This is a genomic window from Frankia sp. Cppng1_Ct_nod, from assembly GCF_920656135.1.
Classification (GTDB): domain Bacteria; phylum Actinomycetota; class Actinomycetes; order Frankiales; family Frankiaceae; genus Protofrankia; species Protofrankia meridionalis.
Window position 1 is genome coordinate 63,326 of the sequence record NZ_CAKKTK010000012.1, and the last position, 16,139, is coordinate 79,464.

The following is a 16,139-nucleotide window of genomic DNA, read 5'->3' on the forward strand; positions in this document are numbered from 1 at the left end:
TGCAGTCATCCGGGGGATGACGACCGGGCATGGATTACCCAGCGCAACAGTACTCGCGGTTCGCGTCACGAATCTGTGCTGATCCTTTCTGAGCCCAGGTTTCTCGGGGCCGGTCGTGGTCGCGCAGCGTCATCCCGGTACGCGGGCTACCAGGACGGCGACATCATCACGCAGCCGCCCGCCCGCGAACCGTTCGGCAGCCGCCCGGACCCGGTCCGCGATTCCCTGGGCGGACATTCCCGCGCAGCCGCGAACGGTCTCCAACAGTCGTTCGTCACCGAACAGCTCCCGGCCGCGGCGGGCCTCGACCACGCCGTCGGTGTAGAGGACGAGCGCGTCGCCGGCCCCGAGCGAAACCCGCACTTCGGGGAAGGCGGCGTCATCGTCGTCGAGAACCCCGAGCAGCGTTCCTGGCTGCGCGACGAAGACGGCCCGTCCATCGGCCCGTGCGACCACCGGCAGCGGATGCCCCGCCATGCAGATCGAGACCACCCTGTCCGCCGTGCGGCCGGCTTCCCGCTGACCGGGCCACGGTTCGCCCGGGGGCCGCAGCTCGGCCGCGGCGAGGGTGCAGAACCGTCCCTGACCTGTGGAGTTTCCGTGGCCGGAGTCCCGCAGTGCACGGTTGAGATCCATCATGATGTCGGGAAGGTTGTTGCGCTGGCCCGCCAGCAGCCGTAGCACGGCCCGCGCGACCCCGGTGACGTTGGCGGCCTCCGCACCCTTGCCGCAGACGTCTCCGATGATGATCGTCCATCCGCCGTCCGGGTTCGGGACGAGGTCGAAGAAGTCACCGCCGACATCCAGCCCGGCCCGGGCGGCGCGGTAGGACGAACCGAGCTCGATCCCGTCGATGTCCGGCAGTTCGGGTGGCAGCAACCCGGCCTGGAGCGCGCCGGCAACCTCCACCTGCTGGCGAAACAGGCGTGCGTTGTCGACAGCGAACGCGGCGCGGCGGGCCAGGTCGGAAAGCAGGTCGATCTCGTCGGCTTCGAAGCTGTTGCCCACAGCGCGGCCGAGGGTCACCACACCCAACACCCGGCGCCGGGCCCGCATCGCGGCGATCACGGTGGGCGAGCCGTTGATGGTGACGACCCGTACGGTCTCGGTAAGTGCCGCTCGTACCTGGGCCAGCATCGGCCCGGCCGGGTCGTCGGCCCAGTCCGACAGGTCGCTGGCCTTGGCCTCGTCGACATGACCGACGGCGGCGATCCTTATCGCGCCGTCCTCGCGCAGCAGGTAGACCGCGCACCACTGGGCCAGCCGAGGCACCGGCAGGCGGGCGAGCAGCGCCAGGCTGCGATCGGTGTCGAGGCTGCCGGCGAGCAGGTCGGATGCTTCGGCAAGGAACGACAACATGCCGATACGTCGTTCCTCCACCCGCCGGAGGTGGGCGCCACCGAGGGCCAGAGCCATCCAACGGGCAACCAGCCGGATCCGTTCCTTGAGGTCGTCGTTGAGGTCGTCGTTGCCGGGGTCAGCAGGGTCGATCCCGGCGGGGCCTTTCCCACTGGACGCGGGCAGGTCCGGTGACCACAGCAGCAGCTCCCCGACGATCCCGTCCCGGGAGTCCAACGGGACCCGGTGGGCATCCCGCTCGGTTCCGGTCGAGCCGAGGGCCGCGACCACGTCCGGTGTGCCGTTCTTGCCCCGACCCGGCCGCCGTACCAGGCCACCGCCCGATGACGGCAGGGCGTCGACGAGCTGTGCGAGCAGTTCACGGACCTCGTCCTCGGCCGACAGCACGGACGCGAGACCCGGTGAGAGTAGTCGCGCCGGGCGCCGCGCCCCCGCCGTTACCCGCGCGGGCCGGATGGCCGGGTGTGCGGCCGGCGCGACCTGGTGAACACCCGCATCCACGTCGGCGGGGGTGCTGAGGCGGAACCACACCTTCTTGCCGGTGTGGTCGTGCTCGGTTCCCCATGCCGTGCTGAGGGCGTCCACCAGTGCGAGGCCGCGGCCGTCCTCCCGCAGGTCGTCGATGTCATCCGTGGCGATACCGGTGGTCGCCCGCGATGTCCCGGCGAGGTCGGCGAGCAGCTCCGGACCGTCCACGGTCTTCATGCCGTAGGTGGCCGGTGGGTTGTTCGTCCGAGCCGGATTGGCTGCCGGTAAACCGCCCAGCGGCACGGGGTGGCGGTCGCTGACACCGACGAGCAGGCCGCCGGCGTCGTGCCGGATCTCGACCGTCGTGTCCGTGCCGGCGTGGACGACCACGTTGGTCACGAGTTCGGTCACCAGCAGCAGGACGGTGTCGACAAGGTCCGGGTGGAGGATGCCATGGAGGGTGTCGACGACGAACCGACGGGCCGACCGGGGAGAGTCGGTGGCCGGAGGAAGCGTCAGGGTGCGGCGGAGTCCCTCGTCTCCGAGCACGGGAATCATGCCGGTCAGTGTCTCCTGTGCTGTCCAGCTCTGAGGGATTGGCCATGGGGCGCCGACTCTGGGACGGCCTGTCCGGCACTCTGAGGACGGGTCCGCCGATATCCGTCGAGTGGGTCCTGGCGGATACTGACGGCGAGCACGGCCGGAACCTTGATTAACGGCCGCTGATCGGTTCCGATAGTCGGCCACATGCGAGAGATTCCCGCGGATGCGGGTTTGGAGGGCTCCACCATGACGATGGTGTCGGAATCCGCGTCTGTGGACGACCATCTCATCGAGGATTTGCTGGATGCCCTGACCGCGTTGTGTCTCGGTGACTTCTCGGTACGACTGGGGGAACGGACCGGTCGCGGTGCGTTGCTGGCCGAACGTTTTGACGAGCTCGCCGGCGTTCAGGAGCAGCACTGCCTCGAGCTGGAACGGGTCAGCAAGGTGATCCGGCGGGATGGTCGGCTGACCGAGCGGATGGCCGACCTCGGGTACGAGGGCGGCTGGACGCGCTCGAACCATGCGGTCAACTCGCTCATCGATGACCTCGCCCGCCCGACGCACGAGGTCGCGCGTGTGATTGAGGCGGTCGCGGAGGGTGATCTTTCGCAGCATATGGCGCTCGAGATCGCCGGCCAACCGGTGCGGGGTGAGTTCCTGCGGATCGGTACGACCGTGAACACGATGGTGGGCCAGTTGTCGTCGTTCGCGGACGAGGTCACCCGCGTCGCGCGCGAGGTCGGTACCGAGGGCAACCTGGGTGGGCAGGCGCGGGTCAAGGGCGTGTCCGGGGTGTGGCGGGACCTGACCGAGTCGGTGAACTCGATGGCGGGGAACCTGACCAGTCAGGTCCGCAACATCGCCCAGGTCACCACCGCGGTGGCCCAGGGCGACCTGTCCCAGAAGATCACCGTGGACGCGCGCGGTGAGATCCACGAGCTGAAGTCGACCGTGAACACGATGGTGGATCAGCTGTCGTCGTTCGCCGACGAGGTCACCCGCGTCGCCAAGGAGGTCGGTACCGAGGGCAACCTGGGCGGGCAGGCCACGGTGAAGGGCGTGTCCGGGGTGTGGCGGGACCTCACCGACTCGGTGAACGTCATGGCCGGAAACCTCACCACGCAGGTCCGCAGCATTGCCGAGGTCGCGGCAGCGGTAGCCCGCGGTGACCTCACCCGCCAGATCACCGTGGATGCGCGCGGTGAGGTCGCGGGCCTCGCGCACACCATCAACACGATGGTGGATCAGTTGTCGTCGTTCGCGGACGAGGTCACCCGCGTCGCCTGGGAGGTCGGTACCGAGGGCAACCTGGGCGGGCAGGCGCATGTGCGGGGCGTGTCCGGGGTGTGGCGGGATCTGACCGAGTCGGTGAACTCGATGGCGGGGAACCTGACCAGTCAGGTCCGCAACATCGCCCAGGTCGCGACGGCGGTCGCGGGGGGTGACCTGTCCCAGACCATCACGGTGAACGCGCAGGGCGAGATCGCCGAGCTGAAGGACACCGTGAACACGATGGTGGATCAGTTGTCGTCGTTCGCGGACGAGGTCACCCGCGTCGCCAAGGAGGTCGGTACCGAGGGCAACCTGGGCGGGCAGGCGCATGTGCGGGGCGTGTCCGGGGTGTGGCGGGATCTGACCGAGTCGGTGAACTCGATGGCGGGGAACCTGACCAGTCAGGTCCGCAACATCGCGTTGGTGACGACGGCGGTGGCCCGGGGTGACCTGTCCCAGAAGATCACGGTGAACGCGCAGGGCGAGATCGCCGAGCTGAAGGACACCGTGAACACGATGGTGGATCAGCTGTCGTCGTTCGCCGCCGAGGTCACCCGCGTCGCCAAGGAGGTCGGTACCGAGGGCAAGCTCGGTGGCCAGGCGACCGTTGCGGGAGTGGACGGGACCTGGAAGGCGCTTACCGACAACGTCAACCAGCTCGCGTCCACGCTGACCACCCAGCTCCGGGCGATCGCGGAGGTGTCGACCGCGGTTACCCGAGGTGATCTCACTCGTTCGATCACGGTGGAGGCCGAGGGCGAGGTCGCGGAGCTCAAGGACAACATCAACCAGATGATCGCCAACCTGCGGGAGACGACCGACAAGAATGCCCAGCAGGACTGGTTGAAGTCGAATATCGCACGCATCGGCAGCAAGATGCAGGGCCAGCGTGATTTGTACGCGGTATGCCAGATGATTATCAGTGAGATGACACCGGCGGTCGGTGCCCAACTCGGTACGGTCTACCTGCTCGACTTCATCGAGGGTGACAAACTGCGGCACGTCGCAGGTTATGGTTCGGCACCGCGCAGGCGTTCCGACGGGACGTTCCTGTTCGGCGAGGGTCTTGTCGGCCAGTCCGCGGTGGAGAAGAAGCGCATCCGGGTCGAGCAGGTCCCCGCCGGCTATCTACACATCCGCAGTGGCCTCGGGGACGCGCCACCGAGTGATCTCGTGGTTGTTCCGGTGCTGTTCGAGGAACAGGTACTCGGCGTGATCGAGCTCGCGTCCTTCACGCCGTTCTCCGAGCTGCATCTGAATCTGGTCGACCAGCTCGTCGGAACGATCGGTGTCGTCCTGAACACAATCATGGCGAACGCGCGGACCGAGGAACTGCTCGCCCAGTCCCAGCGCCTCACCCAGGAACTGCGCTCGCAGTCGGTGGAACTCCAGCGCACCAACAACGAGCTGGAGGAGAAGGCCGCGCTCCTGGAGGAGAAGAACCGGGAAATCGAGATGGCCCGTATCGGCCTCGAGGAGAAGGCTGAACAGCTTGCGCTGTCGTCCCAGTACAAGTCGGAGTTCCTGGCGAACATGAGCCACGAGCTCCGCACCCCGCTCAACAGTCTGCTCCTGCTTGCGAAGCTGCTGGCCGACAACTCCGAGTCGAACCTCACCGCCAAGCAGATCGATTTCGCCGAGACCATCCACTCGGCCGGTTCGGAACTGCTCGGCCTCATCAACGACATTCTCGACCTGTCAAAGGTCGAGGCCGGCAAGATGGATGTCGAAGCCATCACCGTCCGTACCACGACCCTGTGCGACACGGTTGCGCAGGTATTCGGCCCGATGGCCGAAGAAAAGGGACTGTCGTTCGAGGTGACGGTCGCGAACGACGTCCCCGAGGAGTTCGTCACCGACGAGCAGCGTATTCAGCAGGTGCTGAAGAACCTGCTGTCCAACGCGGTGAAGTTCACCGACTCCGGCGAGGTGCGTCTGGATGTGACGGTTGCCCCCGCGGACGTCGCCTTCACCACGCCGAGCCTGTCCGCCGCACCCGTGGTGCTGGCGTTCAGCGTTTCAGACACCGGTATCGGCGTGGCGGCCGACAAACTCCTCATGATTTTCGAGGCGTTCCAACAGGCGGACGGGACGACGTCACGCCGTTACGGCGGTACCGGACTCGGGCTGTCCATCAGCAAGGAGATCGCGAGGCTGCTCGGGGGGGGAATCGGTGTTGCGAGCGCGACAGGCCGGGGCAGCACCTTCACCCTGTATGTGCCGTCGGTGATGCCATCGGAGGTACTGCCGGCCGCCAACCCCGGGGAGACCGACGAGATCATCATGCTCTCCGGGGTTCCCGGGGCGGTGGAGCGGCGGAGACTCGCCGGGCTGTCCGGGAGATCGGCGCCGGGTGCGGACCGGCCTGGTGTGACAGGGGGTGCCGCCGTGGGGCAGTCGGCCGTGCGACCGAGGGTACGCGGCGGGTTTCGTCGTGCCACGATGTCGGACGGGGGAGGAACGCCCTTCCTGACCGAGCTGCCCGTGGAACTCACCACTCACCAGCCCTTGGCGGCGCTGGACGAATCCGACCCGCTGGTCGGTTCGACCGTGCTCGTCGTGGACGACGACGTCCGCAACGTGTTCGCGTTGACCAGCGCGCTGGAAATGCACGGCATGCGCGTGCTGTACGCGGACAACGGCCACGATGCGATCCGGCTGCTGCAGGAGGATGGTTCGTCGATCGACCTTGTCCTGATGGACGTGATGCTGCCGGGGCTGGACGGTAACGAGACAACGTCGGCGATCCGGCAGATGCCAGCGTTCGCAGCTCTGCCGATCGTGGTGCTGACGGCCAAGGCGATGCCGGGTGACCAGGAGAAGAGTTTCGATGCGGGCGCTACCGACTACGTGACCAAACCTGTTGATCTTGACCATCTGTTGGGCACGATGCGGTTGCACGTGTAGTTGCACGCGCAGGAGTGGTGGGCCGGCGGCACCCACGGGTGGGCGGTCGGCGAGAACGCGTCCGGGGGCGTTTGTCCACGGGGGTGCGTCGAACCGGGCCGTGCAGAGGTGTAAGGCTGATGCGGTGATACTTCGTGGGAAGGGACCTGGCGGCGTTGTGGTAGACGTTTGTACGGTTACGGTCCCTAGTCGACCACATGGCACGGCAGTGGTTACGCATGGTGAAGGAGGAGGGGGGCGGGTGACCGAGCGCAATGGTGGTCTCGTGGACGCCGGAGACGCCGAGGACGCCCATGGTTCGGAGCGCCCGCGCAGCAAGATCCTTCTGGTGGATGATCGGCCCGACAACCTCATGGCGCTCGAGGCCATCCTCGCCTCCCTCGACCAGGACCTGGTCACGGCATCGTCAGGCGAGGAGGCGCTCAAGCGCCTTCTCGTGGACGACTTTGCGGTGATCCTGCTCGATGTCCAGATGCCGGGGATGGACGGCTTCGAAACCGCGCACCGGATCAAGCAGCGCGGCCGGACCCGGGACACGCCGATCATCTTTCTCACCGCGATCGACCGGGAACCCCACCATGCCTTCCGCGGCTACGCGGTCGGCGCGGTCGACTACATCGCCAAGCCCTTCGACCCGTGGCTGCTGCGTGCGAAGGTCACCGTGTTCGTCGAACTGTTCGAGAAGAACGAGCGGGTCGCGGAGCTTGCCCGGGCGAGGGTCCGGGACTTCGACCTGATGACCGAGGTCGCCGAGCGGTTGTCCGCCCTGGAGGTGTTGCTGGAGGGGACGTCGCCGAGCGTGCCCGAGGAGACGATCGCCGCGGCCGCGGCCGAGGTACGCGGGCTCGTGGCGCGGCTACAGCCGTTCTCCCGGGCGGGCGGTGCGGGTAGGGCCGCCCCTTCCTGACTGTGCCATCCCTTCCTGACTGTGCCGTCGTGGTGTCGACTCTCCGGTTACCCCCCAGTATTACCCTAGGGGGGTAGGGTTGGTGACGGGTCGGTCGGAGGTGCGTGAGGTGAACGGATATGCGGGCAACAAGGATGACTACCTTGCCAGGCTCCGCCGGGTGGAGGGGCAGGTCCGCGGGCTGCAGCGGATGGTCGTCGAGGACAAGTACTGCATCGATATCCTTACCCAGGTCTCGGCGGCGACCCGAGCGCTACAGTCAGTAGCGCTGGGTCTGCTGGAGGACCATCTCGGGCACTGTGTCGCGCATGCCGTGGCGGAAGGTGGGCCCGGCGCCGATGAAAAGGTCCGCGAGGCGTCGGCCGCGATCGCTCGTCTCGTCCGGTCGTGATTGCCTGGTCCTGGTTGTCGTCAGGTACGACGTGTGGAGGCTGCGCTACGTGAACACTTCAACGGTCACCGCGACCTACGGGGTGACGGGGATGAACTGTGGGCACTGCTCCCAGGCGGTGACGACGGAGGTGTCGGCACTGCCCGGCGTCCGGGAGGTCGAGGTCGACGTCGCCGCGGGTGCCATGACCGTCACCAGCGAGCAGCTTCTCGACGAGGCGCTCCTTCGGGACGCCGTCACCGAGGCCGGCTTCGAACTGACCGGAGCGGTTTAGGGCTTGTCTGCCACCTGACACCAGTCCGCGGGGATCCGCGGGTGGCCGCGGACGCGGTGCGGTTGTCGCGGCGGACGCTTGCAACCATCGGCCGTCCTGAGACCTTCCATCGAAGCGATCTTTCGAGGTTCGTGCGATCGGCAAGGCCGGTTCCAAAGTATTGACCTCGAATGATTGTCGAGGCGTCTATACTCCGGGCGAACCATGTTGATCGATGAATCGATCCGATATCTGATCAACGTCCTGGTTGATGTTCGGGGGCACGATGGGATATCAGTTAGGCATTGATCTCGGCTCGGCCAGCACGGTCGTTGCCGTGGTCGACGGCGGCTGGCCGCAGGTCCTGGCCCTGGGCGGTGGGGCCGACATTCCGACCGTCCTCTACGCCTCGCCCGGCGGCGAAATCCAGGTGGGCCGGGCCGCCGAACGCCGCGCGGCCACCGATCCCGGCCGGGCCGTGCGGGGATTCCCGCGACGTCTGGGCGACCCGACGCCCATTCTTCTCGGTGAGGCCGCCTACACCCCCGAGGCGCTGGTTTCGCGCCTGCTGAGCTGGGCCATCGCCACGGCCACCAGGATGCGCAAGGCGTTGCCCGACCATATCGCGGTGGCCTGTCCGACCACCTGGTCGGACTATCGGCGGGACCTGCTCATCGATGCTGTCGGCCAGGTCGACACCGATGTCTCGATCACGGTCTGCTCGTCCGCGGACGCGGTCGGTGCACTTCTCTCCCGTCGTAGCGGGGTGACCCCAGGTGCGTTCGTCGGCATCTACGACCTGGGTGCGGGTTCCTTCGAGGCCTCGGTACTGGCCGCGATGCCCGACGGTTTCCGGCTCGCAGGTACCTCTGGTGGGATCACCCACGCCGGGGGTGCGGATTTTGACGAGATCGTGCTCGCCCATGTGCTGCGTGTGCTCGGTGACGTCGCCACCGGTCTTGACCGGGCCAACCCCGAGACGGCTGCGGCGCTGCGCCGCCAGCGGCAGGAATGCGCCCAAGCGAAGGAGATTCTCTCCGAGGAGGACATGGTCGACATACCGGTCGACCTGCCGGTGGATGGCCTGGCCGGAGCACCGGAATTCGTCCGTCTCACCCGGGAGGAGTTCGAGGCGCTCATCCGACCGACGGTGGACGACACCGTCCGGGTATTTGAGCGTACGTTGCGTTCGGTTCCGGCTATTCCCGCCGACCTGTCGGCGCTCCTGCTGCTCGGCGGCTCGGCCCGGATCCCGTTGGTCGGCCGGACGCTCGCCGAGGCGTTTCCCGACATCGAAAGGCAGGAGATCGGCTCGCCCGGTGACATCGCGCTCGGCGCGGCGCTGATCGCCGCCGAAGGCGTACGCCAGATTGCCCCACCGCTCCAGACGGTGATCATTGCGCCGCCGGCGCTGAGTGTTCCGCCGGCGCTGAGCATGCCGCCTGACCTGAGCGTTCCGAGAGTGCCCGCCGGTGCCGGAACAGCCGCGGTGCCGGTTTCAGCGCCGGATCCAGTCCCTGTCACACCGGTCGAACCGCCCGGCGCCGAGGGCCGGACGAGGCGGCGTGCACTTGCCGGCATCGTCAGCACCCGCCGGAGCATCGTCGCGGTGGCCGCCGCGGTAGTCGTCCTCGCCGTGTCCACGACAGCCGGGGTCGTGGCGTTCGCCGGCGGTGGGTCCTCCTCCACGTCCGCTTCCATCGCCGTATCGGCGCCGGCACCTGGTCCGAGTCGAACGTCGACGGACGCCGTTGCCGGACCGTCCGTCCGCACGGAGAACATCATCCTCGCTTCCGGGTCGAGCGAGGTCTCGCCGATCACCGAAACCGCCTACTCGCTCTTCCGTCAACAGCAGGGTGGCGTGTCGGTTCGCGTCGAATCGACCTCGACCGACGACGGGTTCACCCGGCTGTGCCGAGGTGAGATCGACATAGCTGGCGCGTCCTACGCGTTCAACGGCGGTTTCAAGGGTGATCCTGGCTGTGCCGACCGGATCGCCGAGTTCGAGATCGCCCACAACACGGTGCCGGTCGTCGTCAACCCGCAGAACACCTGGGCACAGTGCCTCACGCTCAGCCAGCTCACGAACATCTGGAAGAAGGGTTCGACGATCACCAACTGGAACCAGATCGACCCGAGCTTCCCGAATGAGCCGGTCGCGTTCTTCGGACCGCCGCCGACGTCTGTTCACGCCCAGGTTTTCAACCACGACGTGAACGGCGCCAGCGACAACGTCCGCGGCTACCAGGCGGTGGAACTGGAAGGGGTCGCGCAGAACGTCGCGCAGAACAGGGACGCTCTGGGCTTCCTCGACTTCCCGACGTTCGAGACGTACGGCAACAGGATCCGCGGAGTGGCACTGGACAACGGCATCGGATGCGTCCCGCCCTCGGTGGTGTCCGCCGGGACCGGCACCTACCTCCCACTGTGCAAACCGCTGTACCTGTACGTGAGCAAGGATGCGCTACGTAAGCCCGCCACGGCCGCGTTCGTCAAGTTCTATCTGAGTCACGGTCAGGACATCGCGTTCAAGGCCCACTCGGTGCCGCGCAATGACGAGACCACGGCGAACAACGTGGGTCTCGCCGGTCAGTTGACCAACGGTGTGGGGCCGGTCAGGACGTAGTGCCGCCTGGGTCCGGCCCAATACCAGGAACTTTAGGTTCTGGTCAGGATTGTGACGACGGTGGGTGGCGGTCCCGTGAGGTGCTTGTCGACCGGCTTCTTGGCGGAAAACGGGGTGCGCTTGGCGCGGCGGACGACGCGGGGGTTGGAGCGGTGACGTTCCGGTAGGACGTGTTCGGTGATCTCAGCGGTCACCACGGCCAGGACCCGGGCGGTCCGGCGGAGGGGGAAAATCGCCCGGCGCACCCTCCCCATGCACGAACAAGACGGCGCCACCTGAGATCATCATATGCCATAACGCGCCGACGACTCGTAGCCGCAGATGTCAGGAGCAATCCTGTTCAGCGCCCGGCAACAAGAGCCCGAACAAGCGCAAGGTACATCGGCGCGTCAGCCCAGGGGCGGAGGCGTCCGATCGTTCGATATCCCCATGACGCATACGCGGCGTGCGCAGGAGCTGCTTCCGGCTCGGGGCGGACAAGAAGGACCACCCGTTGTTCATCCCGGCCGGCAAGAAGCCCGTCATGCAGCGCACGGCCCAGACCGCGCCTGCGGTGGCTGGCTAGCACGGCCAACTCGATCACCGCAAACGAACGATGGCCGTCCTCGGCGGTCAGCTCATCCGGCGCTGGTTTGACGAGGCCTTCCCACCAGCCAGTTTCCGCGGAGAGTGGATGGCCGAACGTCATCCCGACCGGCCTACCGTCGACAGCCGTAGTAACTGCGCGGAACCCGGGAGCCCCAACCCGTCGTGGCCAATCGGCAGCGAACTCGGCTACGTCGTCTGGACCCTCGCAGTACGGCGCCTCGGCGTAGACCTCGGCGTACACCGGCTCGATCAGCTCACGTAACCGCCCCGGGTCCTGCCCGCCAGCATGGACGGTCAGCGTCCACGGGGTGGTCACGCGGTCGCACCTGCGAGGGGATATGCGCGAGCCCACTCCACGAACCCGCGAACTGTCGGCCCGGCGTCCCGCTTGGCCAAGATGTCGACGGCCCGCCCGATCTCGCTGCGGATCCGAGCCGAGTCCACGCCGGCAGTGCGGAGAATCGCCTGACCGGTGATCTCCATCGCTTCGTCCAGGTGCCCGGCCACCGCGAGGACGCGGCCGTGGCCGGCGAGGTAGGCGGCATGGTTACGCGCGAATCGGGGATTCACTGCGGCGACTGCTTCCCGGGCTGCCTGTATCGCGGCGTCAAGGTCGCCGAGGATCTCGGCAGCCTTCATCCTGTGACAGGCAAGATCTGCTTCTCCCCAGAACTCCAGCCAATACGGATCCGCATCCGTGTCGGTGCCGACGAGGTTGTCAGCCTGGGTAAACGCCGACCACGTGGTCTTGTGCTCGCCTTGAGCTGCGTGGCCGACGGCTTCACGGGCGAGCAGGAGAGAGCGGAGGCGGGGGGTGTTGCGGGTTGCCGCGCAGCGCTGCGCCGCGCGGGCGAGGTTGATGACGTCACGAGGCGTCCCAACTGTGGACGCGGCAAGTGACATGCTGGCGAATGCCACGGTCGAGACATCATCGTCATTCACGGTCTGCGCAGCAGCGAGGGCTTCGAGCCACCAGTAGCGGGCGTCGTCTTGGCGGCCGGCGTCGTACGCGAGCCAGCCGGCGTGCTCGGTGGCCTCACCAAGCACTTGGGTAAGGGCATCGCCGGTGGTCGGAGAGTAGCTGGCGTCGAGCGCGCGGCGCATCTGCTGTACCGCCGTGACGGTCAGCCGGTATGCAGCGCCACCACCGTAGGTGTTATCCAGCTCGTACAGCCACTCTAGGTGCTTTCGATATCTCGCGACGTCACTGTCGCCGATCCGGACCAGCGCGTCAACCGCGCCAGGAGGCGAGGCAGCCACCGTCCATGTGGCATCCGGCCAGTCCAGCGCGGCTCCAGTGAGCACGCTCGCGGCGAGCCGGTGAAACTCCCGTCGTTGCACGTCATCATCGTGTATCGCGCTGGACGTTTCGTCCATCACCTCGGGAGCGAGCCCGAGCAGATGTCCGGGAATGCTCAGGCCAGTGGCAATCCTTTGGATCAGGTCGAGGCTCATCACCTGTTCCCGGCCACGCTCGATCGCACTGATCCGAGGTTGCGCTATCCCACCGATCATCTCGGTGAGATCCTGCTGCGTGATACCGGTCCACCGCCGGTAGATCTGGAAAGTAGTCCCAAAGTCACGTTCCGCAAGCGCGATGGTCATATCCGGGCGCTGCCAGAGGTCGGGCGGAGGGTCCCTGCGCTCGCGTGGCATCTGCGTCCCCTCTTCGATCACATCTATTGGTGCGGATCGTAATAGACGGGTCACGTATACGGGGCTGGGATGGAACCCGACGCGCCGATGATAGATCGTCTAATTCGTCAGAACGTGACCGGACGAGAGGTGACCAGAGTGCAGTCGACGCTCTACGCCGTTGGCATTCTGGCGGAACCGCCATCGGGGGGAGCTGGACAGCTCACTGAAATCGTTCTTATGTTCGAAAGTATCTCCGCGGCGAGAACCTACGGCGCCGCACATTGTCCGGGCCGATACATGGTCGCCCCGGTCCGCTTCAACCTGCCTCACGCTGAAGATGCGGGATGGACCGGGCCATGACCTCGTCATCCGGCAAACCCCTACCCCGACGTCTTCCCCGGATACAGCACGCCCGTTTCCACCAGTTGGACTCCTACCGGGTCGTTCCAGCCCAGGTCTCCCTCGGCGACCCGAGGGCTAAGAAGACGTGAACGGAGATGCTGTGCCAGCGAAGCGGCCAAGCGGGACGGCCAGCGCCCGCTACCTGCCACGGCCCGTCCACACTGCCACCCATTCCGACATCCCGCCGGACACTGCGCTGTACGGTCTGGTGGTCTACGGACGGGACGAGAAGCCCACAGAAGTCCGCTTACCGTTCCCAACTGTCTCCGCCGCGGACCACCACGCCAAGAGCCACGGTATCGACGGCCGCGTCGTGCCCATCGTCTTTCCGATCTACCCCAGGTCGGAGACCTGAGACCGGGGTTCCCCGGACAATCCGTGCCGCCCGCCCGGGGAGCCCCGCCACAAACGCGCGCCGGTCCGGCGTGCCCGCCCCTGGGCGTCCTTGGGGAGCGGTGGAGTACGGGCCGGCGCGTGCACCACCGACACCAGAGGAAGGCCGATGCCAGCGCTCCGCGTTGACCCGCTGTTCGCGCTCATTGTCGCGGACGCCTACACCGACCGCCACATAGCCGCCCTCGCAGCGGGCACCGCCGCCGCCGTGCATATCCCAGGTTTCCTCGACGCACCCGCCTGCGCCGTAACCATCGAGAGCATGAATCGTCTCCCGATCGGCGACTACGACCCAACGCGGGTCCCTGTCCGTATCGCCCGCTTCGGCCCGGTGCTTAACGATTACCGCGCATCCGATGGGGTGTTGGACGAGCGCTACTGGCAGGCCGCAAACGCCGCGTGTGTCGCGTGGACGGCGGCGCGTCTTCGCCCCGACCCAGTGGCGATCGCCCTGGCCCGCCTTAGTGCCGCATGGGGCAGCGCGATCGCCCCGGCCACGATCGGTGGACGCCCGGTGTTCGGCGGCACCCTCCGAGAGATCAACGCCGGGGTGCTCGTGCATTTCGACGAGGTAGTTCGCGAGTACCCCGACGGGCTGTTCGACCAGCAGGTGATCGCGCAGTTGGCATTCAACCTGTGGGTTGCCGGACCTGAATCCGGCGGGGAGGCCACGATCTGGCGTCGCCGCTGGCAACCCAAGGACGAGACCCACCGCACAGGCTACGGCTACACTCCCGCGATCGTCCAGGGATGCCAACAGGTGAGCCTCCGCTCATCGGCGGGTGACGCGCTGCTATTCAACTCGGCAAACCTACACGCGGTAGCCGTGAACCCGGGCCAGCGGCGGGTAGCGTTCGCGTTCTTCCTTGGACTGACTGTGACCGGAAACCTAATCTTCTGGTCCTGACGGCATAATTGGAGCCCGTACCGTGACCATCCCCACCTACGGTGACGTCAAGACAGCCTGCGATCGCATCGCCGGACATGTCCGTTCCGTCACCGTCACCCGCGCCGACCCGGGGACAGTCTGCGACGCTGATCTTTGGCTCGTCCTGGAGTTCATGCAATACACCGGATCGTTCAAGGCTCGGGGGGCGGCGAACTTCGTCGCCGCGCATCTGGAAGCCTGCACGATGCCCGACTCCGGGGTGGTCATCGCCTCTGGCGGTAACGCCGGGCTCGCCTGCGCTTGGGCCGCAAAGCGCCATGGCGTGACTGCCACGGTCTTCCTACCCGAGACCGCCCCGCCCGTAAAGGTCGCCAAGCTCCGCGCCTACGACGCCGACGTTCGCCAGGTCGGGGATGAGTACGCAGACGCCTTGGACGCCGCCCACAGCCATGCCGCCACCACCGGGGCGATCGAGTCCCACGCTTATGACAATCCCCTGGTCGCAGCGGGAGCCGGCACGCTCGTACCGGAAATCCTGACAGCGATACCCGACGCGCTGGACACGATCGTGGTCGCGGTTGGCGGTGGCGGCCTGTTCACCGGCGTCACCGTCGCAGCCGACCACTACGGGATCCACGTCGTCGCCGTAGAACCGGTGAATTGCCGGGCACTGAACGCCGCAATCGAATCCGGGCAGCTTGTCGACGTGCCCGTCAATTCGATCGCTGCCGACGCTCTCGGCGCGCGGCGCACCTCTGCCATGGCACTGGAATGGGCAGGGCGCGCCGCAGTCCACTCGGTCCTTGTCCCGGATGAGGCCATCATCCACGCCCGTCACGCCCTGTGGGACCATCGACGACTCGCCGTGGAACACGGCGCCGCAACCGCTCTCGCCGCTCTATTGAACGGCGCATACATCCCGAAAGCCGGCGAGAAGATTGCGGTGGTGCTATGCGGCGCGAACACCGACCCAACGGATCTCGTCTCTTCCCAAGGCCGTTAGCGCATCACTAAAGCCTGTGGCGGTCGGCTGAAGTCGGCCTCTATCCCGCCGGTCCGAGCCCGCCTGTACTCGGATCGCTTCACCCAACTCACAGAAAGAATCAACCATGCACGAGAAGCGCAATCGCACCCACAAGCCCAACCTGATCGACTTCGACCCCGCCGCCGTCGTCGACTGGCAGATCTCCAGCTTCTCCAACGGCGCCGGGGGTATGTGCGTGGAAGCCGGCACCTTCGACGGCGGAGTGGTCGTCCGTGACTCGAAGGACCCGAACGGGCACGTACTGTCGTTCTCCCGTGCCGAGTGGGCTGCATTCGTTGATGGCGTCGAGAACGGCGAGATGCGCTTCTGACCTGGTCGTTTCATGATTGGACCCGTTTCCCGCAGGGGCGATGGGTCCCATGCCGTTTCTGGCACTTTGGTCAGACCTCGATCAGGTTGGTGTTGACGGTATCGATGATCATACCGGCCAATCGCGCGTCGCCAATTTTCTATAC

13 protein-coding genes are annotated in these 16,139 nt (G+C 66.7%); 9 read left to right on the top strand and 4 right to left on the bottom strand.

Annotation, left to right across the window (positions count from 1 at the left end):
• Positions 1 to 129: 129 nt before the first annotated feature.
• The gene (locus tag NBW77_RS06070; protein WP_250279389.1) at positions 130 to 2,385 is read right to left on the bottom strand and encodes a SpoIIE family protein phosphatase; all 2,256 of its coding nucleotides are present in this window, start codon (positions 2,383 to 2,385) and stop codon (positions 130 to 132) included.
• Positions 2,386 to 2,616: 231 nt separating this feature from the next.
• Between NBW77_RS06070 and NBW77_RS06075 the strand changes: the two genes are divergently transcribed.
• The 5 genes from NBW77_RS06075 to NBW77_RS06095 all read left to right on the top strand — a co-directional run bounded on the left by NBW77_RS06075 (position 2,617) and on the right by NBW77_RS06095 (position 10,729).
• A complete protein-coding gene (locus NBW77_RS06075; protein WP_250279390.1) occupies positions 2,617 to 6,552 on the top strand; it encodes a HAMP domain-containing protein in 3,936 nt (1,311 codons plus the stop codon).
• Positions 6,553 to 6,793: 241 nt separating this feature from the next.
• A complete protein-coding gene (locus NBW77_RS06080; protein WP_131745236.1) occupies positions 6,794 to 7,459 on the top strand; it encodes a response regulator in 666 nt (221 codons plus the stop codon).
• Between the two features lie 82 nt (positions 7,460 to 7,541).
• Positions 7,542 to 7,850, top strand: a complete 309-nt coding sequence (locus tag NBW77_RS06085) for a metal-sensitive transcriptional regulator (RefSeq protein WP_502799444.1) — start codon at positions 7,542 to 7,544, stop codon at positions 7,848 to 7,850.
• 49 nt (positions 7,851 to 7,899) lie between these two features.
• Positions 7,900 to 8,124, top strand: coding sequence for a heavy-metal-associated domain-containing protein (locus tag NBW77_RS06090; protein WP_242605551.1), 225 nt, complete (start codon positions 7,900 to 7,902; stop codon positions 8,122 to 8,124).
• A 265-nt stretch (positions 8,125 to 8,389) separates the two neighbouring features.
• On the top strand, positions 8,390 to 10,729 hold the full coding sequence (locus NBW77_RS06095) for an Hsp70 family protein (protein ID WP_250279391.1): 2,340 nt from the start codon (positions 8,390 to 8,392) through the stop codon (positions 10,727 to 10,729).
• A gap of 32 nt (positions 10,730 to 10,761) precedes the next feature.
• Here NBW77_RS06095 and NBW77_RS06100 read toward each other — a convergent pair whose 3' ends face one another.
• The 3 genes from NBW77_RS06100 to NBW77_RS06110 all read right to left on the bottom strand — a co-directional run bounded on the left by NBW77_RS06100 (position 10,762) and on the right by NBW77_RS06110 (position 12,973).
• Positions 10,762 to 10,974, bottom strand: a complete 213-nt coding sequence (locus tag NBW77_RS06100; RefSeq protein ID WP_250279393.1) for a hypothetical protein — start codon at positions 10,972 to 10,974, stop codon at positions 10,762 to 10,764.
• Between the two features lie 95 nt (positions 10,975 to 11,069).
• Positions 11,070 to 11,633, bottom strand: coding sequence for a GNAT family N-acetyltransferase (locus NBW77_RS06105; protein WP_131745238.1), 564 nt, complete (start codon positions 11,631 to 11,633; stop codon positions 11,070 to 11,072).
• Positions 11,630 to 12,973, bottom strand: a complete 1,344-nt coding sequence (locus NBW77_RS06110) for an NsdA family TPR-like regulatory protein (RefSeq protein WP_250279394.1) — start codon at positions 12,971 to 12,973, stop codon at positions 11,630 to 11,632. Before NBW77_RS06110 ends, NBW77_RS06105 begins: the two co-directional genes overlap by 4 nt.
• Before the next feature lie 484 nt (positions 12,974 to 13,457).
• On the opposite strand from NBW77_RS06110, the gene NBW77_RS06115 reads away from it, so the two are divergent.
• From NBW77_RS06115 to NBW77_RS06130, 4 genes are all read left to right on the top strand, one after another.
• The gene (locus NBW77_RS06115) at positions 13,458 to 13,712 is read left to right on the top strand and encodes a hypothetical protein (protein ID WP_131745241.1); all 255 of its coding nucleotides are present in this window, start codon (positions 13,458 to 13,460) and stop codon (positions 13,710 to 13,712) included.
• Between the two features lie 147 nt (positions 13,713 to 13,859).
• Positions 13,860 to 14,657, top strand: a complete 798-nt coding sequence (locus tag NBW77_RS06120; RefSeq protein ID WP_250279395.1) for a 2OG-Fe(II)-dependent halogenase WelO5 family protein — start codon at positions 13,860 to 13,862, stop codon at positions 14,655 to 14,657.
• A gap of 22 nt (positions 14,658 to 14,679) precedes the next feature.
• Entirely contained in the window at positions 14,680 to 15,642 is a 963-nt protein-coding gene (locus NBW77_RS06125; protein ID WP_131745243.1) for a threonine/serine dehydratase, read from the top strand.
• 106 nt (positions 15,643 to 15,748) lie between these two features.
• Complete coding sequence (locus NBW77_RS06130; RefSeq protein ID WP_131745244.1) at positions 15,749 to 15,994, top strand: DUF397 domain-containing protein; 246 nt, start codon at positions 15,749 to 15,751, stop codon at positions 15,992 to 15,994.
• Positions 15,995 to 16,139 lie beyond the last annotated feature (145 nt).

Coding starts and splice junctions, on each gene's coding strand:
- NBW77_RS06070 (WP_250279389.1), bottom strand. CDS start 2,385: ATGATTCCCGTGCTCGGAGACGAGGGACTCCGCCGCACCCTGACGCTT.
- NBW77_RS06075 (WP_250279390.1), top strand. CDS start 2,617: ATGACGATGGTGTCGGAATCCGCGTCTGTGGACGACCATCTCATCGAG.
- NBW77_RS06095 (WP_250279391.1), top strand. CDS start 8,390: ATGGGATATCAGTTAGGCATTGATCTCGGCTCGGCCAGCACGGTCGTT.
- NBW77_RS06110 (WP_250279394.1), bottom strand. CDS start 12,973: ATGCCACGCGAGCGCAGGGACCCTCCGCCCGACCTCTGGCAGCGCCCG.
- NBW77_RS06120 (WP_250279395.1), top strand. CDS start 13,860: ATGCCAGCGCTCCGCGTTGACCCGCTGTTCGCGCTCATTGTCGCGGAC.
- NBW77_RS06130 (WP_131745244.1), top strand. CDS start 15,749: ATGCACGAGAAGCGCAATCGCACCCACAAGCCCAACCTGATCGACTTC.